Source organism: Myceligenerans crystallogenes (genome assembly GCF_039529775.1).
Taxonomy (GTDB): Bacteria; Actinomycetota; Actinomycetes; order Actinomycetales; family Cellulomonadaceae; genus Myceligenerans; species Myceligenerans crystallogenes.
The window spans coordinates 115,459-134,912 of sequence record NZ_BAAANL010000009.1 but is presented as its reverse complement, the minus strand read 5'-3'; the positions used below and the strand labels follow the sequence as shown (position 1 = coordinate 134,912).

Below are 19,454 nucleotides of genomic sequence, written 5' to 3'. Positions count from 1 at the left end.
AGGCCAGATAGGCGGCCAGCGCGGCGCCGGCCACGGCGGCGGCGGTCGCGACCGCGAGGCCGACGGTGACGGCGCGGCCCGGGAGGCGTCGCCGCCGACGCCGCGCGCCCTCCGCGTCGCCTCCCTGCCGGTCCGCGCCCGAGCGCGGACCCGCGAGCCGGTCCGCTCCCGGGCGCCCGCCCGGGAGCGGCCGGGCCCCGCCGGACCACGGCCACCGCACGCGCTGCCCGGGTTCCCGGCCGCCGTCCCCGGCTCGCAGCAGCTCCGCCACCCGGGACAGCTCCGGCCGGTCGGCCGGGTCCTTGGCGACGCACGCGCGGACCAGCGGCCGCAGCCCTTCGGCCAGCGCGCCGAGCAGCGGCCGCGCGTGGACCACGCGGTAGGTGACCTCGGGCGGCGCCCCGCGGCCGAAGAGCGCCGTGCCGGTCGCCGCGGCGTACACCACCGCACCGAGCGACCAGATGTCCGACGCCGCCGTCACGGGCAGCCCCAGCGCCTGCTCGGGCGACATGTACTGGGGCGTCCCGAGGACCTCCTGGCTGTACGTCAGGGTCGGCCCGTCCGGGTCCGTGACGATCCCGAGGTCGATCAGCCGCGGGCCGTCCTCGCCGATCAGGATGTTGGACGGCTTGACGTCCCGGTGGACCAGGCCCGCGCGGTGGATCGCGGCCAGCGCCTCGGCCAGGCCGAGGGCGAGCTCGCGGACCGCGGGCTCCGGCAGCGGGCCGTTCTCGCGGACGACGTCGGCCAGGTTCGGCCACGGCAGGTACTCCGAGGCCAGCCAGGGCGTGGCGGCGTCGACGTCCCAGTCGATCACCGTGGCGGTGCGCGGGCTGCGGATCTCGGCGGCGGCCTTCACCTCGCGGCGGAACCGCTCGCGGTTCTTGTCCTCGGCCGCCGCCTCCGGGCTGATGACCTTCACGGCCAGCAGGCGTCCGCTGCGGGTCGCGCCGAGGTACACCGTTCCCATCCCGCCGCGGCCGATGCGGCCCTGGAGCCGGTACCCGCCGAGCTCTCGCGGGTCCCCCGCGAGCAGCGGCGTGACTTCCGGCCGTGACGCACGGCCTGCGACGTCGGAAAGCTTCAACGCTCACCCTCGGATCGAAGAGACACGAGACCCGAGGGCAGGTCAGCGGCTCCCCCCCCCAGGCGCGTTCCGACTATAGCGGGTTCGTGCCTTCTCGCCCAGAGCGTCCCGCCGGCCCGCCCGGGGGCCGGTAGCCGTTCCGGCGCGGCGTGGTTTAACGTTATACAGCCGTGCGGCGACGGCGCCGCGCGTCGTGGTCCCCGGGCATCCCGCCCCGGAACATCCAGCCCGAAGGAGTGCTTCGATGCCACCTCAGCCCACGCCACCGGCCGCCCCGCGGGCGGCCTCGCCCGGCCTGCGCGTCGACGGGCAGCCGCCCGCCGACGCCGAGCTGCGGCACGTCTGGAACGAGTGCCTCGGCGCGGGGCGCGCCGCCGAGGCGCTGCGCGCCGACTGGCAGGCGCACTTCCGCGAGGCCGTGGAGGTGCTCGGCGCGCGCTCGGTCCGCTTCCACGGCCTGTTCCACGACGACATGTTCGTCTACCGGGCCGACGACGGCGGTGGCGGCGGTTTCGCCCCGACGACCCCGCTCGCCGAGCCGATCCTGACGTTCAGCTACGTCGACAAGGTCTTCGACGCCATCCTGGCCACCGGCGCCCGGCCGTTCGTCGAGCTCGGCTTCATGCCCCGCGCCCTGGCGACGCAGACCGAGACGGTGTTCTGGTGGAAGGCGCACTGCAGCCCGCCGAAGGACATGGCGCAGTGGGTGCGGCTGGTGACCGCCACGGTGGAGCACTGGGTCGAGCGGTACGGGATCGAGGAGGTGCGCCGCTGGCGGTTCGAGGTGTGGAACGAGCCGAACCTCGTGCCGCACTTCTGGACCGGCACCCGCACCCAGTACTTCGAGCTCTACGAGGCCACGGTGCGCGCGGTCAAGGCCGTCGACGCCGGGCTGCTCGTCGGCGGGCCGTCCACCAGCGTCTTCGTGCCCGACGACCGGTACGCGGGCGAGACCGAGGATCGCGCGGCCGAGGCCGCCACGGCCCAGGCCCCGGACCCGGACGCCCTGCCCTGGAAGCCCGTGTGGATCCACGAGCTCATCGAGTGGTGCGCCGCCCGCGACCTGCCGCTCGACTTCCTGTCCACGCACCTGTACCCCACCGACTACGCCTTCGACTCGGCGGGCCGGGGCACCCCGATCCAGCGCCACGTCGACGCCACCGCCGATGACCTGGCCGTGATGCGCGAGATCATCGCCGCGAGCCCGTTCCCGGACGCGGAGCTGCACATCACCGAGTGGTCCAGCTCGCCGTCGAGCCGCGACCGGATGCACGACACGGTGTTCGCCGCGACCTACATCGCGCGGGCCTTCCTCCGGGGCGCCGCGCTCGCCGACTCGATCTCGTACTGGACCTTCACCGACGTGTTCGAGGAGGGCGGCGCCGGGACCGGCCCGTTCCACGGCGGCTTCGGCCTGGTGAACGAGCAGGGCATCCACAAGCCCACGTTCCACGCGATGGCGTTCCTCGCCCGCCTGGGCGACCGGGTCGTGGCGTCCGCCCCGCACGGCGTGATCACCCGGTCGGGCGCCGACGGCACGCTCTCGGCGCTCTTCGTCAACTACCCCGAGGACATGGGGACGACGGCGATCGGCTCGCGCGACACCTACGCCGCCACGCGTGAGCTGGCCGCGAAGGGACCGGCCCGGCGGGTGCGGCACACGATCGAGGGCCTGACGCCCGGGACCACGTTCACGCTCGAGCGCCTCGACTGGGAGCACGGCAACGTCGCCGAGGCGTGGCACGCCCTGGGCGAGCCGCTCAACCTCACGCCCGCCCGGACCGAGCACCTGCGCGCCGTCGCCGACGCCCTGCACCGCGAGACGCTCGTCGTCCCGGACTCGGGCGTCCTGGACCTCGACCTCGACCTGCCGCCGTGGGCGGTCGCCTCCCTGGTCGAGCAGCCGGGCGCGGGGGCGACGGCGTGAGCGGGGCGGTGCACCGGCCGTTCGTCCCGGAGCTGGAGACGCGCCGGCACCTCGTGGAGGGCCGGGCGGCCTACGGCGACATCCCGCCGGACCTCGAGGCGCGGTGGAAGGCGCCGGCGGGCCCCGCGGAGGAGTGGGACCTCGACGTCACGGACCGCGCGGTGCCCGGGCCGCACGGCCCGGTCCCGGTCCGCGTCTACACGCCGCGGACCCCGGCGCCGCCGGGCGGGCGCCCCGGCCTGGTGTGGCTGCACGGCGGCGCGTTCCTGTTCGGCGACCTCGACATGGCCGAGGCGGACGCGACCGCGCGTGGCGTCGCCGGGCGCGGCGGGGTCGTCGTCGTCTCGGTCGACTACCGGCTGTGCACCCTGCCGCCGGAGTTCGGCGGCGAGCCGGGCGACGGCACGGCCGGCGCGGCCGGGATCCGTTTCCCCGTGCCGCACGACGACTGCCTCGCCGCGTTCGCGGCCGTCCGGGACGGCGCGGCGGGCCTGGGCATCGACCCGGCCCGCCTCGCGATCGGCGGGGCGAGCGCCGGCGGCTGCCTCGCGGCCGGGGTGACGCTCCGCCTCGCGGAGGAGGGCCGGGCGCCGTGGCAGGCGTTTCTCGTCTACCCGGTGCTGCACGGCGTGCTGCCGGAGCCGTCCGCGGAGCTGGCGGATGCCGTCGCGGCGACCCCGCCCGCGTTGCTCTTCCCGCCCGGCATGCGGGACGTCATCGACCGCGCCTACCTGGGCAACGGCACGCCCACGCGGTACGCCTACGCCGGGCTCGCGGAGGACCTGTCCGGGTTCCCGCCGACCTACCTGGAGAACGACGAGTTCGACGTGCTCCGCGCCAGCGGCGAGGAGTTCGCCCGGCAGCTGCGCGCCGCCGGGGTGGAGGTCGAGGAACGGCTGTGCGCGGGCGTCCCGCACGGGCACCTGGACGTCGTCGGCCTGCCCGCGGCGCGGGCCACGATGCAGGCACTGGCCGACCGCCTGATCGGCCGGTAGACGAGGCGAGGCCCGCCCGGACGCCGTCGGACGGTGACCGGGCGGGCCGCACGCGCGGACCGCCTGCCTCAGGTCAGGACTCCGCCTCCGCGGGCTCGGGCCGCACGTACTCCCGGGCGACGAAGAACCGCTCGAGCAGGTAGCACCACCACAGGAGGATCAGGCCGGGCACCACGAACACCGCCGGCATGAAGTTCCACACGGCGACACCCCCGAGGGCCACGGCGATCCCGAGCAGGAACGTCAGGCTCGGCGTCGTCAGCCCCAGCGTGAACCCGTTGCGCACCTGGCGCCAGACGGGGTTCGTGAAGCGGGCCGAGAGGGGGAGGCACCAGAAGAACAGCAGGACGAGGAACAGCCCGACGACAAGGAGCGGCACCAGGACCTCGGCCGGTCCGAGGGTGGGCAGGTAGGAGACCGTGAGGATGCCGACCGCCGCGACGGGCACGGCCAGCAGCCCGATGAGGGTCGCCTGCCTCCAGCTCTGCCGCCAGGCCTTCGTGGCGACGGTCCAGAGGCCCGCGTCCTTGCCCAGGACGTACCGGCGGCACAGCTCGTAGGCGACCGCCGTTCCCGCTCCCGCCGTCACGACCAGGGCAAGGCTCGCGAGCCACAGCAGGTTGATCACCACGACGGAGCCGAGTGTGTCCAGGATGCGCCACAGTCGCGACGCGGGATTGAAACGGAAGATGGTCGTTGCCTCTCGATGCGCAGGGTCGCGGATCCTGACGCCGTCAGCCCTTCACGGAGCCGATCATGAGACCGGACACGAAGTGCTTCTGCAGGAACGGGTACACGAACAGGATGGGGACGGCCGCCACGACGGTGATCGCCGACCGCAGCGCGATCGGGGTCGTGACCTGCCCGCCCGCCGCCACGGTGGCGGCATTGCCCGCGACGCCCCCGGAGTTCACGCCGGCGTTCATCGAGCTCGACAGCAGCTTCTGCAGTTCGTACTGCAGGGTGGAGAGCCACTGCTCGCCCGAGTTGTACAACAGCGTGTCCAGCCAGGCGTTCCAGCTGCCCACGGCCACGAACAGGCCGATGACGGCCAGCGTGGGCTTGCACAGCGGCATGACGATCTGCCACCACGTGCGGAACTCGCCCGCGCCGTCGATCCGCGCCGACTCGATGACCTCCTCGGGGATCGACTTCATGTACGTGCGCAGCAGGATCAGGTTGAAGGCGCTGATGATCGTCGGCACCCAGTAGGCGTGGAAGGAGTTCAGCAGCCCCAGGTCCTTGATGAGCAGGTAGTTGGGGATCAGCCCGGCGTCGAAGTACATCGTCAGCACGAAGATCAGGGTGATCGGACGGCGGAAGATGAACTCGTTGCGGCTGAGCGCGTAGGCGAGCATCGAGGTGAAGAACAGGTTCGTCACCACCACCACGACCGTCTTCAGGACACTCATGAAAAAGGCCTGATAGATCGTGTTCATGTTGAACACGACCTCGTAGTTCTGCAGCGAGAACACCCGCGGCCAGATGCCGATCCCGCCACGGACCGCGTCCATCCCGTCGTTGAACGAGACGGCGAGCGTGTTGAGCAGCGGGTAGACCATGAGCACCGAGAGGAGCACGAGGAAGGACGTGTTGAGCGTCGTGAAGATGATCCGCTCGGCCGTCCACCGCCGGCGGCGCGACCTGGCTCGCGGTGCGTGCCCCGTCAGGGGCTTCGCGACAAGTGTGCTTGACATGAGGTCCTCCTAGACCAGCGTCTCTTGGTTGAGGCGCCTGGCCGCCAGGTTCGCCGAGCCGACCAGAATGACGGCGACGATGGTCTTGAAGATGCCCGCCACGACGGCGAGGCTGTAGTTGCCCAGCTCGTAGCCGTACCGCAGCACGAAGACGTCGATGGTCTCCGCGCTCTCGGACACCAGGCCGTTGCCGAGGAAGTACGGCAGCTCGAAGTTCGTGGAAAGGATCCAGCCGCTGTTGATGATGAGCAGCACGACGATCGTGGGCATGATCCCCGGGAGCGTGATGCTGAACATCTTGCGGTAGCGGCCCGCCCCGTCGACCTCGGCGGCCTCGTAGAGGGTCGGGTCGATGGCGGTGATCGCCGCCAGGTAGAGGATCGTGTTCCAGCCCAGTTCCTTCCACAGGTTGGTCCCGGCGACGATCCCCCAGAAGTAGTTCGGCTCGGTCAGGAACAGGACCGGTTCGCTGACGAGGTTCAGGCTCATGAGGGCCTGGTTGATGAACCCGCCGGACGAGGGCAGCGACAGCGCCACCGACGCCAGGCTCGCCACGATCACCCAGCTGAGGAAGTGCGGCATGTAGGTGATGTTCTGGATGACCCGCTTGAACGGCAGGTTCTTGACCTCGTTCAGGAGCAGCGCCAGCACGATGGCCCCGAGGGTCCCGACGACCAGGGACAGGATCGACTGTCCGAGCGTGTTGACCACGACCCGGCCGAACCGTTCGCCGTTGACACCGGTGAACAGGTTGACGAAGTTCTCGAGGCCGACCCACTCCTGGGTCCAGACGCTGCCGCGCCCCGGCTTGTAGTCCTGGAAGGCGATCGCCCAGCCGTAGGCCGGGACGTACTTGAACAGGATCTGGTACAGCAGCAGCGGGACGGCCATCGCGAGCAGAGCTCGCTGCGCCCAGACCCTGTCCCAGGTGATCGCGCGCCGGGGATCCTTCGCTGCGGTCTTCCGCGCTCTGCGGTTCGGGGCACGCGAGCCGCCCGCGGGTCCGGGATCCGGTTCGAGCCCGGTCGCGGTGGCAAGGGTGCCGACCGTGGCGTCAGTCATCTGTCCAACCTCGTCGTCAGAAGCAGTGGGTGGTGAGAAAGAACGAGCCGTGATGGGGGCACGCGCCGGCGCGTGCCCCCACCACGATTGCTCGCGGACTGCTTACCAGTTGGCCAGACGGTCCTGGATGCCGGCGTTGATGGCGTCCTCGTAGACCTTGACGTCGATGCTGCCGATGGCGTCGAGGTAGCTCTGCCAGTTCGCCTCGAAATCGGCGGGGTCACCGGCGATGACCTTGGGCAGGTGCTGCACGTTGGCGTCGGTCAGCTGCTGGTTGACCTGGGTGGCGTCGGCCTCGAGCCCGATGTTCCACGCCGGGTAGTACTTGGGGTTCTCCGGCGGCTCGTTCACGAACTGGCGCCAGGTCTGCCTGTCGTACTTCTCGATGAAGCCACGGTCGTAGTCGGTCAGCGTCTCGAAGAACTCGATGGGCTGGTCGTCGGGGCCGAAGGCGTTGCCGTCGGAGAACTGCCCCTGGTGCTTGGGCAGCATGTCGAGCAGCGCCTCGAGGCGGTTGGAAGCGCGCCAGGTGAGGTCACGGGAGTTGGTCCGCTGCTCGTCCGTCCGGTAGAAGAGGCCGTCCTCGCCGACCTCGTAGTCCTCGCCCTCGATGCCCCAGGAGAGCGTCTTCTGCCAGGGCTCGCTGAGCATGAGGTCGATGAACTTCAGGGCCTTCTCCGGCTGCTCGCTGGAGTAGGAGATGCCGAACCCCTGGTTGGTGTTCATGACGTCGCGGTCGGCGTACCAGGGCTCCGCGCCCTCGTAGACCGGCATGAGGGGCACGTAGGTGTACTCGTCCTTGCCGGCGCTCCGCAGCGAGTCGGTGGCGGTCCCGAAGTTCCAGCCCTGGTCGTGCATGCCGAGGACGGCGCCGGTGGCCAGCTTCGCGGTGTACTGGTCGAACGTCAGGGTGAAGGACTCGGGGTCGACGAGACCCTCGTCGTACTTCTCGTTGAGGACCTCGTAGAAGTCCTTCGCGATGTCCTTGTCGGCGTAGATCTCCGCGGTGCCGGCCTCGTCGACGATCACACCACCGTTGTTCGGGGAGCCTGCCAGCAGTGCCGGCGGGTTGGTCATGCCCCACTCACGGCCCGTCGACGCCAGGAGCTCGAACCCGACGGTCGGGGCGCCGTCGGTCTCCGGGTTCTTCTCCTTGAAGTTCTCGATGAGCTCGAAGTAGCGCTCGATCGTCATGTTCTCGAGGTCCGGGTAGCCGGCGTCCTCGAGCACGCGCTTCTGGATCCAGAACGCGGGACCGTAGTAGGTGCCGCCCGTGACCTCGCCGTAGAAGCGGTTGTAGTTCGGGATGATGTACAGGCCCGGGTCCACCTCGGAGCCGGCGTAGCTCATCTTCTTGATGTCGTCCTCGACGTGCGTGGAGATGTTGGGGTAGTCCCCGGTGGCCAGCATCTCGTCCAGGGGCAGCAGGGCGCCGCCCTCCAGGAGACGCATCTTCAGGTCGGTGGTGCCGACGAGGTCGGGGAACTCGCCGCCCGCGAGCATGACACCGATCTTCTGGTCGACGTTGTCCGGAGCGACGATCTCGTACTCCAGGGTCACGCCCAGCTGCTCCTCGAGCAGCTTGGTGATCTTGTTGTCGGGGGCCGGGGCCTGCTGGGCGGACGTGATCCACGTCGTGAGCGTCGTGGGGTTGCTGGGGGTCAGCGTTCCCGACTGGTCCGCGAGGTCGCCCTCGGGGATGACGACATCCTCCGGAGCGACCTCCTCGGATGGACTGGTGCAACCGACAAGTCCCACTGACACGACTGCGGCCAGGACCAGTGTTGACCACTTCTTGTTCTTGCGTGCGGTTCTCACGATTCCCTCTCCGTTGAGGTCAAACGAAAACGATTTCCCCTCAACCATCGATGAGGGCCGTGGCATCGGAGCGTAAGTGGGCCGTTCGAAGCGTGTCAACCCTTGCGTATAACGATATAGTCGAGGCCTCGGCAGCTCTTCGACTGCCTGGTCGCGCGCTCCGCGCCGACCGCGCAACTGGCAGAATGCCCGCAGGAGGATGCCGATGGTGACGATGTCCGACGTCGCCCGCGAGGCGGGTGTCTCGGTGATGACGGTCTCGAACGTGCTGAGCGAACGGCGCCCCGTGGGTGCGCCCACGCGCGCCCGGGTGCTGGCAGCGGTCGAGGCGCTGGGCTTCGAGGTGAACCTCACGGCCCGGCACCTGCGCGCGGGGCGGACCGACACGGTGGCGCTCGTGGTACCGAGCTTCCACGACTACTTCGGCGAGGTGGCCGACGAGATCGCGCCCCTCGTCGAGGCGGAGGGCCGGCACCTGGTGCTGGAGCGCACGGCCGCGCGCCCGGAGCAGGAGATCGCGTCGCTGGGGGTCGCGCGCCTGCACCTGTACGACGGCGTGCTGCTCTCGGTCGCCGCGCTCGAACCGGAGCAGCTCGACCGCGTGCGCACCACGAAGCCCGTGGTGCTCCTCGGGGAGCGCGACGTGCCCGGCCGGTTCGACCACGTGCGCCTCGCCAACGAGGAGGGCGCCCGGCTGGCGACGGCCCACATGATCGCGGGCGGCTCCCGGCGGATCCTGGTGCTGGGCGGCGCGCTGGAGACCACGCACATGATGACCACCGACCGGCGGGCGGGCTGGGAGACGGCGCACCGCGAGGCGGGCCTGCCCGTGGACGACCGCTACGTGGTGCCCGTCGCCAACTACTCCTCGGCCGGCGCGCGCGACGCGCTCGGCGAGGTCATCGCCTCCGGCCTGCCGTTCGACGGCGTCTTCGCGGTCACCGACGTCATCGCGCTGGGCGCGATCTCCGCGCTCGCCGCGAGCGGCCTGCGCGTGCCCGACGACGTCCAGCTGGCCGGCTTCGACGACCTCGACGTGTCGAACTTCGTACCGCCCGGGATCACGTCCGTCGACCCGAACCACCCGGGGGTCGCCCGCGAGGCCGTGCGCCTGCTGCACCGCCGGATGGCCGACGCCGGCGCCCCGGCCGAGCACCTCGTCGCGCCGGTCCGGCTCGTGGTCCGCGGGTCCACCCGGGCCGCGCGCTGAGCCCCGTCCCCCGTTCCGCCCCAGGTCCCACGATCGCGCCGGCGCCGGACGATCACCCACCCTGCAGGAAGGCACCCCGTTGAGCACCATCACCACCGCCGTCGTCGACCTCGACCTGACCGGCCCCACCATCAGCCGCCATGTCTACGGCCACTTCGCCGAGCACCTGGGCCGGTGCATCTACGGCGGGTTCTGGGTCGGCGAGGACTCGGCCACGCCGAACGTCCGGGGCATCCGGTCCGACGTCGTCGAGGCCCTCAAGGACCTGCGCATCCCGAACCTGCGCTGGCCCGGCGGCTGCTTCGCGGACGACTACCACTGGCGCGACGGGATCGGCCCGCGGGACCAGCGCCCGCGCATGGTCAACTCCCACTGGGGCGACGTCGTGGAGGACAACTCCTTCGGCACGCACGAGTTCATGGACCTGTGCGAGCTGCTGGGCGCGGACCCGTACGTGTCGGGGAACGTGGGCTCCGGGACCGTGCAGGAGATGTCCGACTGGGTCGAGTACCTGACCCGCGGCGACGACTCGCCGATGGCCGCGCTGCGCCGCGCGAACGGCCGTGACGAGCCCTGGAAGGTGCCGTTCTGGGGGCTCGGGAACGAGGCGTGGGGCTGCGGCGGCAACCTGCGCGCGGAGCAGTTCGCGTCGCTCGCGCGGCAGTACGCGACCTACTCGCGCAACCACGGCGGCAACGACCTGTACCGGATCGCGGCGGGCGCCAACGCGGACGACTACCACTGGACCGAGACGCTGATGCGCTCGTTCGACGACCTGAGCCGCGAGCCGGGCGAGAAGCCCGGGCCGTTCCAGGGCCTGTCGATCCACTACTACACGATGAGCGGCACCTGGTCGGACAAGGGCAGCGCCACCGAGTTCAGCACCGACGAGTGGTACGCCACGATGGTCGCCGCGCGGCGCATGGACGAGCTGCTGACGCGGCACTCCACGGTGATGGACCGCTACGACCCGCACGGCAAGGTCGGCCTGGTGGTGGACGAGTGGGGCACGTGGTGGAACGTGGAGCCGGGCACCAACCCCGGGTTCCTGTACCAGCAGAACACCCTGCGCGACGCGCTCGTGGCGTCCGTGCACTTCGACGCGTTCCACGCGCACGCCGGGCGCGTGGTGATGGCGAACATCGCCCAGACGGTCAACGTGCTGCAGGCGATGCTCCTGACGGACCCGGAGTCGGGCGCGCTGGTGCTGACGCCGACCTACCACGTGTTCGCGATGAACGCCGCCCACCAGGACGCCGCCTCGCTGGCCGTGCACCTGCGCGACGTCCCCGTGCGCGAGACCGCCGGGGCGCAGCTGCCGCTCGTGTCGGCGTCGGCGTCCGTGAAGGACGACGCCGCGCTGATCTCCCTGTCGAACCTCGACGCGGAGGCCGGCCGCACGGTGGTGCTGGACCTGCGCGGCCGCGGCGTCGCCGGGCACTCCGCGCGGGTCCTGACGGCCGGCACCGCCAACGCGCACAACACGCCGGACGCGCCGGCGGCGGTCGCGCCGCGGGCGCACGACGGCGTCCGCGCGCACGAGCGCGGGCTCGAGGTGGACCTGCCCGCGCACTCGTACGTGACGGTGTCGCTCGACCTGAGCTGAGCGAACGCCGGAGGCCGGGCCCGGGAAGACCTCCCGGGCCCGGCCTCCGGCGTCTCCGGGCGGGCGGGCCGGCACGCGGGGCGGCAGCCGGCCCGGCGGTCACGCCCAGCGCTCGCCGCGGCGGTTGGGGGCCTCGACCGGGGCCGCGTCGACGAAGGTGCGGGCGCGGACGGCGCCGTCGTGGTCGAGCAGCCACAGGAGCAACCGGGCCGGGCCGCCCGGTGCGGGGACGGTGACCTGGACCGCGGGGCTGAGCTGGAACGGCTTGGCCTCGACGGCGGCCGACTCCGCGGCGGCCGCCACGGGTGCTCCCGGCTCCCCGGGCCGCGCGACCGGCCCGCCCTGCTCCCCCGGCTCCGGAAGGGTCGCGGCGGAACCCGCACCGGAACCGGCCCCGGGCGACCCGAACGGCGTCCCCGCCGGGACCCACGCGGCCCGCACCCGGCCCGCGAGCGCCGTCGGCCCGTGGTGGGAGACGTGGACGGCGAGCGTGAGGTCGCCGTCGGGTACGGGCAGGTCCGCGCCGGCGTGCGCGGGCACGAGGTCCACCACGAGCACGGTGTCGGCGTTGACGTCGCGGGGGTCGAGGCCGCCGCGGTCCTTGGGCCGGCGGTCGGCGTCGAGGAGGCCGGCCATCTCGTGCTCGACGTCGGTCAGCTCGGTGTACACGTATCCGGCGAAGCGGTCGTGGCGGCGCAGTTCCTGGGTCTGCCAGCGCAGGTGCCAGGCGCGTTCGAGGCTGGTGAACCCGGCACCGTACTCGCTGTTGAGGATCGGCACGCCGGTGCGCGGGTGGTCCGGCCCGGCGTACAGCGACTTGCGGGCGACGAAGTCGGGCGCGAGCCGGACGGGGAAGCCCTCGCGGGAGCCGTCGGCGAGGCCGGCGACGTTCTCGGCCCAGGCGGCCGGGTCCTCGTCGTAGTAGTGCCAGTCCACGAGGTCGGTGCGCACGTGCGCCCAGCCGGAGTTCTCCACGACGGGCCGGGTCGCGTCCAGGCTCCGCAGCAGGTCGTAGGACCGTGCGGCGGCCTGCGCCCGCTCGGGGCTGCCCGGGATGTCCCAGTCCAGGCCCCATTCCTCGTTGTACAGGCCCCAGATGACGACGGCGGGGTGGTTGCCGTCGCGTTCCACCATGGCGGGGACCTGGGCGTCGAACGCGTCCGCGGCCTCCGGGGAGAAGCGGCTGGGGCCCGGCGGCTCGGCCCAGACGAGCATGCCCGTCCGGTCCGCGTGGTGCAGCCAGCGGGGTTCCTCGAGCTTGATGTGCTTGCGCACGAGGGTGAAGCCGAGGTCGCGGGCGTGTTCGAGGTCGGCGACCAGGGCTTCCTCGTCAGGGGCTGTAAGGCCCGACGACGGCCAGTAGCCCTGGTCCAGGACCCCGCGCAGGTAGACGCGCTCGTCGTTGAGGTACAGGTGCTCGCCGCGCCGCTCGAAGCGGCGCAGGCCGCCGGTCACGTGGACGACGTCGGGCGCGGCACCGTCGTCGGGCATCGCGAGCCGGACGGCCTCGGACCGGTCGGACGACGACGCCTGCACGCCCACCGGAGACGTCACGGACACGGTGATCGTGTACAGGTGCGGGTCCGCCGGGCTCCACGGCCGCGGCTCGTCGATCGTCAGGCGCCCGGCGGCGACGCCGTCGGGACCCGCGTGCAGCACCAGCGACTCCCGCGCTCCCCCGGCCGTGACCTCCACGGTGACGGCGGCGCCGGCGGGCGCGTCGCCCGCCAGGCCCGCGACGACGTCGAACCCGGTCATCGAGTCGCCGCGCAACGCGACGTGGCGCGCGTACGTGCGCCCGCGCGCCTCCAGCCAGACCGGCTGCCAGATGCCCGAGGTCGGCGTGAAGGACACGCCGTCGTAGTCGTCCCGGGGCACGGACCGCTGCTTGCCGTGCGGGATCGCCCGCTTGTCGGCGGGCGCGTGCACGTCGACCTCAAGCACGGCGCTCGCGCCGGGCGCGACGACGCCGTCGAGGTCCACCTCGAACGGCGTGTGCCCGCCGGTGTGCTCGGCGACGACGACGCCGTCGACCCGCACGACGGCGTGGTGGTGCACCGCACCGAAGCAGAGCACCGGGCGGTACCCGTCCCACCCGGCGGGGACGGTGATCGTGCGGCGGTAGGTGGCGCGCTCCAGCCAGGTGCGGGCGACGCCGGAGGCCGGGGTCTCCCAGGCGAAGGGGACGGTGACCGGGACGGTGCCGCCGGGCACGTCGAGGTCCCAGGTGCCGTTGAGGCTGCTCCAGCGGGCGGAGCGGTCGCGGTCGGGCCGCGGGTACTCCGGGCGCGGGACGACGCCGTGCGCCGGCGCATCCGATCGCGCGGCTGCCGCGTGCGCGCCTTCCGGGCGGGAGGCGGCCGGACGCGAGGCCTCCGGGCGCGAGGAGTCCGGGGTCGAGGTCATGACGAGGTGCCTTTCGAGAGTGCGCGGGCGGGGCTCAGCCCTTGACGCTGCCGGCGAGGATGCCGTTGATGAAGTGCTTCTGGAGGACGACGAAGACGACGAGCAGCGGGACGAGCGCGAGGGACGCCGCCGCGAGCAGCTCGCCGGTGACGGTGGCGTAGTCCGCGCCGATCCGGTTGCCGGTGATGTTCTGCGCGAGCGTGGCGAGGACGACCTGGAGGGTCGCCATCCGCTCGGAGCTCGCGGCGACCACCGGCCACACGAAGTCGTTGTAGATGTTCATGGTGGTCAGGACGGCGAGGCCGGCCAGCGCCGGGCGGATCACCGGCAGCACGACGCGCCAGAAGATGCCGAACTCGCCGCAGCCGTCGACGCGCGCGGCGTCGAGCAGCTCGTCGGGGATCTCCGCGATCACCTGGCGCATCCAGAAGACCGCGAAGGCGTCCACCGCGCCGGGCAGGATCAGGGCCTGGTAGGTGTTCACCCAGCCGAGCGCCTTCATCTCCAGCAGCAGCGGGATGATCAGGACGATCGTGGGCAGCATGAGCGTCACGAGCACGGTGCCGAACAGCAGGTCCCGGCCCGCGAACCGGTACTTCGCGAAGGCGTACGCGGCCAGCGGCGCGCAGAACAGGGTCAGCGCGCCCTTGGTCACGAGCACGACGGCCGTGTTGGCGAAGCCCTGCCCGATCGGGACGTCGGCGAGCATCCGCCGGTAGTTGTCCAGCGTCAGGGTGCCGGCGTCCAGGCCGAGCGGGTCCGCGACGATCTCGGTGGCCGGCTTGAACGCCGAGACCAGCGCCCAGACGACGGGCGCGAGCGCGGCGAGCGCCAGCACGATCAGGAAGGCCTGGGATCCGGCCGTCCCGGCGAGGCCGCGGGGGCCTCCGGCCCGACGCCGCCCGGCCGGGCGGCGCAGGTCCGTGACCCGCGGTGGGGCGAGGGTGGTCATGTCAGTCCTCCGTCCGCAGGAGCCGGACGAACACCAGCGACAGCGCCGTGACGACGAGGACGAGCAGGAACGAGTTCGCCGCCCCCGTGCCGAGGTCCGCGCGGTTGATGTGCTCGTACAGGTACAGGCCCGCCGTGGTGGTCGAGTTGTAGGGGCCGCCGTCGGTCACGACGAACGGTTCGGCGAACATCTGGAACACGGCCAGCGTCTGCATGACGACGACGAATGTCAGCGTGCGCCGGATCAGCGGCACCGTGATGCTCAGCAGCCGGCGGGCCGGGGAGGCGCCGTCGAGCGCGGCCGCCTCGTAGAGGCTCGCGTCGATGGCCTGCAGCCCGGACAGCAGGATGACGACGACGAAGCCCGTCGTCTTCCAGGCGAACAGCAGCGCGAGGGTCGGCTTGGCCCAGGCGGACGTGGTCAGCCAGCCGACGTCGGGCAGCCCGACGGCGTTGAGCAGCCCGTTGACGGCGCCGTAGTCCTGGTCGAAGACGACCACCCAGATCTGGGCCACCGCGACCAGCGGCGTGACGAACGGCACCAGGAACGCGACCCGGTAGAACGAGCGCAGGCGGATCCTCGCGTTGTTCAGCAGCACCGCGACGAGCAGGGCCAGGACAGTCTGCGCCGGCACGATCAGCAGCCAGAGCACCGCGGAGTTCCCCAGCGAGCCCCAGAACATCTCGTTGCCGAGCAGGTAGGTGTAGTTCCCCCAGCCGACCCAGCGGGCGCCGCCGGACCCGTGCCAGTCGGTGAAGCTCAGGCGCAGCGTGAACAGCATCGGGTAGACGCCGAACGCGCAGAACAGCGCCACGAACGGGGCGACGAACAGGTACGGGGCGAGGCGGCGGGCCGGCCGGGGCCGCGCGGTGACGCGGCCCCGGACCGGCGCCGGCAGGGTGGCGCTCGCGCTCACTGCCGGTCGACGAGGTTGGCCTGGATGTCCTCGGACGACTGCTCGATGACCTCGTCGGGGGTCAGGTCGCCGTCGTACATCCGCTGGACGTTCGTGCCGAGGTAGTCGACGGCGCCCGCCCACCAGGTGGGCGTCGGGACGCCGCCCGGGACCTCGGCGCCGGCCTCGACGGCCGTGGTCCACAGGTCCTGCCCGCCCAGGCCCTCGACCGGGCCGAACAGCGGCTCGGCCGGGTCGGCGGCCGGGGCATAGGCCGGGATCGACGTCGCCAGCCCGTTCGGGTAGGTGTCGTTCGGGCCCCACACGGCCGAGTAGCCGTCCTCGTGGAACATGAGGAACTCGTAGAACAGCCACGCGAGCTCCGCGTTCTCGCCCTCCTCGGGCAGCACGAACGACGAGCCGCCCATGGCGCCGGAGCGGGCGCCGCCCGGTTCCCAGGCGGGCAGCGGCATGGCGCGCCAGTCGCCGCTGGTCCTGGTGAGCTGCTGCTCCGGGGCGAAGGCGAACCAGATCGCCCACGGGTAGAAGACCTGGTCACCGGACTCCAGCGCGCCGACGTCGCCCGGGGACAGGTACTCGGCCCGCGTGCCCAGGCCCTCGTCGTTCACCGTCCGCAGCCAGCCGAGGATCCGGCGGTACTCGTCGCTGTCCAGCCGGAGCTCGCCGTTCTCGTCGGCGACGCTCGTGCCGAGCTGGCTCGCGTACATCTCGAGCTGGAGCTGGCCGAGGAACGCGCTCTGCTCCAGGTGGATCGGCTGCGAGCCGGGGACCTGCTCCTGGTACTCGCGGGCCGCGGCGAGCAGGTCGTCGTAGGTCTCGATCGCCGTGGCGTCGACGCCTGCGTCCGTCAGCGCCTTCTCGTTGTAGTAGAGCAGGCCCGGGTCCAGGTCGAACGGGACGCCGTAGACGCCGCCGTCGAGCGAGGCGACGTCGACCTTCTGCGGGGCGATGTCGTCCAGGTAGGGCGCCAGCACGTCGGACAGGTCCCACAGGTGGTCGGCCAGGCCAGCCACCTTCGCGTCGTCGAGGAACACGCCGTCGGGCACGTCCGTGCCGGTGATGAGCGTGTTCTGCAGCTTGGCGTCGATGTCCACGGCCTCGTGGTGCACGACGACGTCGGGGTACACCTCGTTGAAGTCGTCGATGACGGCGTCGAACACGTTGTACAGGTCGCCGGAGCGGTCCCAGATCGTGATCTCGCCCCGGGGGGACTCCCCTGCCGGGGCCTGGAGACGATCCGCGGAACGGTCGGCGCCGGCAGAGCCGGCATCGCCCGGCTCACCGGAGGAGATGGCGGGGCCGCAAGCCGTCAGGACGACGGCCGCGGCCAGGATCCCGGCGGCCGCGCCTGCTGCGCGGCGCCGGGCGGCGGAGATCCGCCGCGGGTTCATCGGGTGCATCAGCACTCCCTCGTGCATGCCCGGGACGGTGCGCCCGAGCGATTTGCCAACGTGTGCAAACTAGCGCTGTTTTGCACACGTTGCAAGCCCTATCCTGGGACCAGTCGACCCGAGGAGGTAAACGTGCCGGTCACACTGCGCGACGTCGCGCGGCAGGCCAAGGTCTCGGTGAGGACGGTCTCGAACGTCGTCGCCGGGTACACCCACGTCAGCGAGCGGACGCGACGCCGCGTCCAGGAGGCGATCGCCGAGCTCGACTACCGGCCCAACCCGGTGGCGCGGACGCTGCGCACGGGGCGGACCGGGGTGCTGGCCCTGGTGGTGCCCGAGATCGACGTGCCGTACTTCGCCGAGCTGGCCCGCGAGGTCATCGAGGCCGCGGCCGAGGTCGGGTACCACGTGATGATCGACCAGACCGGTCACGACCACGAGCGCGAGCGCCGCCTGCTGACGGGTGCCGACCGCACGATGCTGTTCGACGGCGTCCTGTTCAGCCCGCTGGTCACCCCCGAGGAACTCGGCCAGATGGAGCCGGGCGGGACCATCCCGCTCGTGCTGCTCGGCGAGCACGACTTCGACGGGCGCTACGACCATGTCGCCATCGACAACGTGCGGGCCGCCTACGACGCCACGGCCCACCTGGCCGCGCGCGGCCGGCGGCGGATCGCCGCGATCGGCACGCAGCCGGCGGAGGACTACAGCACGCCGCGCCAGCGGACGGTCGGCTGGGAACGCGCGCTGCGCGACGCCGGGCAGGAGCCGGACCCGGCCCTCGTGCGCACGGCCGCGCACTACAGCCGGGCCGACGGGTACACCGCCGCGGCGGACCTGCTGCGGCTGCCCGAGCCGCCGGACGCGATCTTCTGCTACTCCGACCTGCTGGCGATGGGCGCGATGCGCGCGGTCCGGGACGCGGGCCGCGGCGTACCGGACGACGTCGCCGTCATCGGCATCGACAACATCGACGAGGGCCGTTACGCGAACCCGAGCCTGTCGACGGTCTCGCTGGACACCCCGTTCATCGCCCGCGAGGCGATCGCGCGGATCACCGCGCGGATCGCGGAGCCGGACGCGCCCGCCGTGGAGGTGACGGCGCCGCACGAGGTCGTGGTGCGGGAGAGCACCGGCGGCTGAGCCCGCGGCGGGCCGGCGAGCCGGCGGCGCGCCGCGGGCCGGCGAGCCGCGCGCCGGCGGGCCTCGTCAGCGCGGCGCCCTCGCCTGGACCGCGAGCGCCAGGATCGCGAGCAGCGAGACCAGCGACAGCGCGAGGGGCAGCGAGGCGACCATGGCGACCGCCCCGATCGCGGGGCTCAGCCCGATGCTGGCGGCGCGCATGACCCAGCCGATCCAGGTGACGCCGTCGTGCGGGCGGAGGCCCCGTACGGCGTCGGCCCCGGCGAAGGCGAGCGGGACGGTGATCGCGCAGCCCAGCCCGGCGAGCGCCAGACCGGCCAGGGTGGGCACGGGCCCGGGGGCCCAGGCGGAGATCAGCAGGCCCACGGCGACCAGGCCCAGGCTGGTGACCAGGGCCGGCCGGTTGCCCACCCGGTCGATGAACCGGTCCCCCAGCAGACGGCCGGCGAACTGGGCGCCCAGCAGGACGCTCAGGCCGATTCCCGCGTTCGCGACGGGGACGCCCCGTTCGGTCGCCAGGAGGACGGCGGACCAGTTGTTGCCGATGTCCTCGACCGCGAATCCCGCCAGCGCGACGAGCGCGAGCGGGGCCAGGAGCCAGGCCGCGCGCCACCCGAGCCGCCCGTGACCCTGTTCGCCGCCCGCGCCACCGCGGGCGTCGGGCAGGAAGGCCCGGCACGACCAGGCCATCACGACCGTGCACAGCAGGCCCCACGCACCCAGGTGGACGGGCAGCGGCACTCCCGCCGAGGCGGCCGCCGTGCCGGCCAGGCCGCCGATCGCGGCGCCGATGCTCCATCCCGCGTGCATCGAGGACAGCAGGGAGCGGCCGTAGGCCTCCTGGACGCGCAGTCCGTGGGCGTTCTGCGCCACGTCGACGACGGCGTCGGCGAACCCGCCGAGCACGATCCCGGCCAGGAACACCCACGGGTTCCCCCAGGCCACGCCGGTCGCGGCGAGCACGAGCGCGGCGGCGGCCCACGCGGTCCCGGCCGACGCCGTCCACCGGCTGCCGATCCGCCGCAGGATCGCCCCGGGCAGGTGGAGCGAGCCGACGGCGCCGAGCACGGATCCGACGACGAGCAGCCCGAACGCCGCGGTGTCGAGGCCGAGGAGGTCCTTGACCTCGGCGTACCGGGCGAGCAGGGTCGCGGGCATGGCACCGTTGGTGGCGAACGCGATCAACGTGGCGGTCCGGGCGCGCTGCAGTGGGGTGCGTGCTTGCATGCGGCGCACTCTTACGC

General features: G+C 72.4%; 15 protein-coding genes. 5 read left to right on the top strand and 10 right to left on the bottom strand.

The window, feature by feature from the left end:
* Positions 1-1,087 (bottom strand): serine/threonine-protein kinase (locus ABD208_RS18915; protein WP_344106026.1); only part of this gene is annotated, 1,087 nt, incomplete at its 3' end.
* Positions 1,088-1,331: 244 nt separating this feature from the next.
* Between ABD208_RS18915 and ABD208_RS18910 the strand changes: the two genes are divergently transcribed.
* Together ABD208_RS18910 and ABD208_RS18905 are read left to right on the top strand one after the other, a co-directional pair.
* Entirely contained in the window at positions 1,332-3,014 is a 1,683-nt protein-coding gene (locus tag ABD208_RS18910) for a GH39 family glycosyl hydrolase (protein WP_344106024.1), read from the top strand.
* Positions 3,011-4,009, top strand: coding sequence for an alpha/beta hydrolase fold domain-containing protein (locus ABD208_RS18905; RefSeq protein ID WP_344106021.1), 999 nt, complete (start codon positions 3,011-3,013; stop codon positions 4,007-4,009). The genes ABD208_RS18910 and ABD208_RS18905 overlap by 4 nt, the downstream gene beginning before the upstream one ends.
* Positions 4,010-4,082: 73 nt before the next feature.
* Here the strand turns inward: ABD208_RS18905 and ABD208_RS18900 are convergent, their stop codons facing one another.
* The 4 genes from ABD208_RS18900 to ABD208_RS18885 all read right to left on the bottom strand — a co-directional run bounded on the left by ABD208_RS18900 (position 4,083) and on the right by ABD208_RS18885 (position 8,586).
* Positions 4,083-4,640, bottom strand: coding sequence for a DUF624 domain-containing protein (locus tag ABD208_RS18900; RefSeq protein ID WP_344106019.1), 558 nt, complete (start codon positions 4,638-4,640; stop codon positions 4,083-4,085).
* A gap of 103 nt (positions 4,641-4,743) precedes the next feature.
* Positions 4,744-5,706, bottom strand: coding sequence for a carbohydrate ABC transporter permease (locus ABD208_RS18895; RefSeq protein WP_344106016.1), 963 nt, complete (start codon positions 5,704-5,706; stop codon positions 4,744-4,746).
* 9 nt (positions 5,707-5,715) lie between these two features.
* Positions 5,716-6,768, bottom strand: a complete 1,053-nt coding sequence (locus tag ABD208_RS18890; RefSeq protein WP_344106014.1) for an ABC transporter permease — start codon at positions 6,766-6,768, stop codon at positions 5,716-5,718.
* Positions 6,769-6,870: 102 nt separating this feature from the next.
* The gene (locus tag ABD208_RS18885; protein ID WP_344106012.1) at positions 6,871-8,586 is read right to left on the bottom strand and encodes an extracellular solute-binding protein; all 1,716 of its coding nucleotides are present in this window, start codon (positions 8,584-8,586) and stop codon (positions 6,871-6,873) included.
* Positions 8,587-8,791: 205 nt separating this feature from the next.
* Here ABD208_RS18885 and ABD208_RS18880 point away from each other — a divergent pair, with 205 nt between their 5' ends.
* Both ABD208_RS18880 and ABD208_RS18875 read left to right on the top strand, forming a co-directional pair.
* Positions 8,792-9,796 (top strand): LacI family DNA-binding transcriptional regulator, encoded by a 1,005-nt coding sequence (locus tag ABD208_RS18880; protein ID WP_344106010.1) that lies wholly within the window; start codon positions 8,792-8,794, stop codon positions 9,794-9,796.
* A gap of 79 nt (positions 9,797-9,875) precedes the next feature.
* A complete protein-coding gene (locus tag ABD208_RS18875; RefSeq protein WP_344106008.1) occupies positions 9,876-11,402 on the top strand; it encodes an alpha-N-arabinofuranosidase in 1,527 nt (508 codons plus the stop codon).
* Between the two features lie 99 nt (positions 11,403-11,501).
* On the opposite strand, the gene ABD208_RS18870 is transcribed toward ABD208_RS18875, so the two are convergent.
* The 4 genes from ABD208_RS18870 to ABD208_RS18855 are packed head-to-tail and all read right to left on the bottom strand — an operon-like array spanning position 11,502 to position 17,094.
* The gene (locus tag ABD208_RS18870; protein ID WP_344106006.1) at positions 11,502-13,808 is read right to left on the bottom strand and encodes a glycoside hydrolase family 2 protein; all 2,307 of its coding nucleotides are present in this window, start codon (positions 13,806-13,808) and stop codon (positions 11,502-11,504) included.
* 34 nt (positions 13,809-13,842) lie between these two features.
* A complete protein-coding gene (locus ABD208_RS18865) occupies positions 13,843-14,760 on the bottom strand; it encodes a carbohydrate ABC transporter permease (RefSeq protein ID WP_344106004.1) in 918 nt (305 codons plus the stop codon).
* A gap of 1 nt (position 14,761) precedes the next feature.
* Positions 14,762-15,676, bottom strand: a complete 915-nt coding sequence (locus tag ABD208_RS18860; protein WP_344106002.1) for a carbohydrate ABC transporter permease — start codon at positions 15,674-15,676, stop codon at positions 14,762-14,764.
* Positions 15,673-17,094, bottom strand: a complete 1,422-nt coding sequence (locus tag ABD208_RS18855; protein ID WP_344106000.1) for an ABC transporter substrate-binding protein — start codon at positions 17,092-17,094, stop codon at positions 15,673-15,675. The genes ABD208_RS18860 and ABD208_RS18855 overlap by 4 nt, the downstream gene beginning before the upstream one ends.
* Before the next feature lie 105 nt (positions 17,095-17,199).
* On the opposite strand from ABD208_RS18855, the gene ABD208_RS18850 reads away from it, so the two are divergent.
* Positions 17,200-18,210 (top strand): LacI family DNA-binding transcriptional regulator, encoded by a 1,011-nt coding sequence (locus ABD208_RS18850; RefSeq protein WP_344105998.1) that lies wholly within the window; start codon positions 17,200-17,202, stop codon positions 18,208-18,210.
* A gap of 66 nt (positions 18,211-18,276) precedes the next feature.
* Here ABD208_RS18850 and ABD208_RS18845 read toward each other — a convergent pair whose 3' ends face one another.
* Entirely contained in the window at positions 18,277-19,437 is a 1,161-nt protein-coding gene (locus ABD208_RS18845; protein ID WP_344105995.1) for an MFS transporter, read from the bottom strand.
* Positions 19,438-19,454 lie beyond the last annotated feature (17 nt).